Source organism: Streptomyces sp. DH12, from assembly GCF_020873895.1.
GTDB lineage: Bacteria > Actinomycetota > Actinomycetes > Streptomycetales > Streptomycetaceae > Streptomyces.
This window is the reverse complement of the sequence record NZ_JAHWGT010000484.1, coordinates 1-594: the sequence shown is the minus strand read 5'-3', so window position 1 is coordinate 594 and position 594 is coordinate 1. Positions and strand designations below refer to the sequence as shown.

Below are 594 nucleotides of genomic sequence, written 5' to 3'. Positions count from 1 at the left end.
ATGTGGAGGATCTCGCGGTCCCGGTCGCTCAGCTCCGCCATCAGCGGGGCCAGCGCGTGGAAGTCCTCCACCAGGGCCAGCCGCTCCTCCTCGACGCCGATGAAGTCGGCGAGGACGGCCTCGCCGTGCTCCGGACCGTCCCCGGTGAGCGCGGCGTCCAGGGAGGAGGAGTTGTAGCCGTTCGCGGCGATCTGCCCCTCGACGACCTGCTGCTCGCTGATGTTCATCAGGGTCGCCAGCTCGGGGACGGTGGGCTCGCGGTCCAGCCGGCTCGACAGCTCCTCGCGGGCCTTGGCCAGCTCCACACGCAGCTCCTGGAGCCGCCGCGGCACGTGCACGGCCCAGGTGGTGTCGCGGAAGAAGCGCTTGATCTCGCCGACGATGTACGGCAGCGCGAAGGAGGTGAACTCGACCTCGCGGGACAGCTCGAACCGGTCGATGGCCTTGATCAGGCCGATCATGCCGGTCTGCACCACGTCCTCCATGTCGTCGCCCCGGCCGCGGAACCGCCCGGCCGCGAAGCGCACGAGGGACATGTTCATCTCGATCAGCGTGTTGCGCGCGTACTGGTACTCGAGGGTGCCTTCCTCCAGC

The 594-nt window shown here is 69.2% G+C and carries 1 protein-coding gene; it reads right to left on the bottom strand.

Going from position 1 to position 594, the window contains the following annotated elements:
* The coding region (locus LPA54_RS35315) for a sigma-70 family RNA polymerase sigma factor (RefSeq protein ID WP_228984675.1) at nucleotides 1–594 on the bottom strand (594 nt) is incomplete at both ends.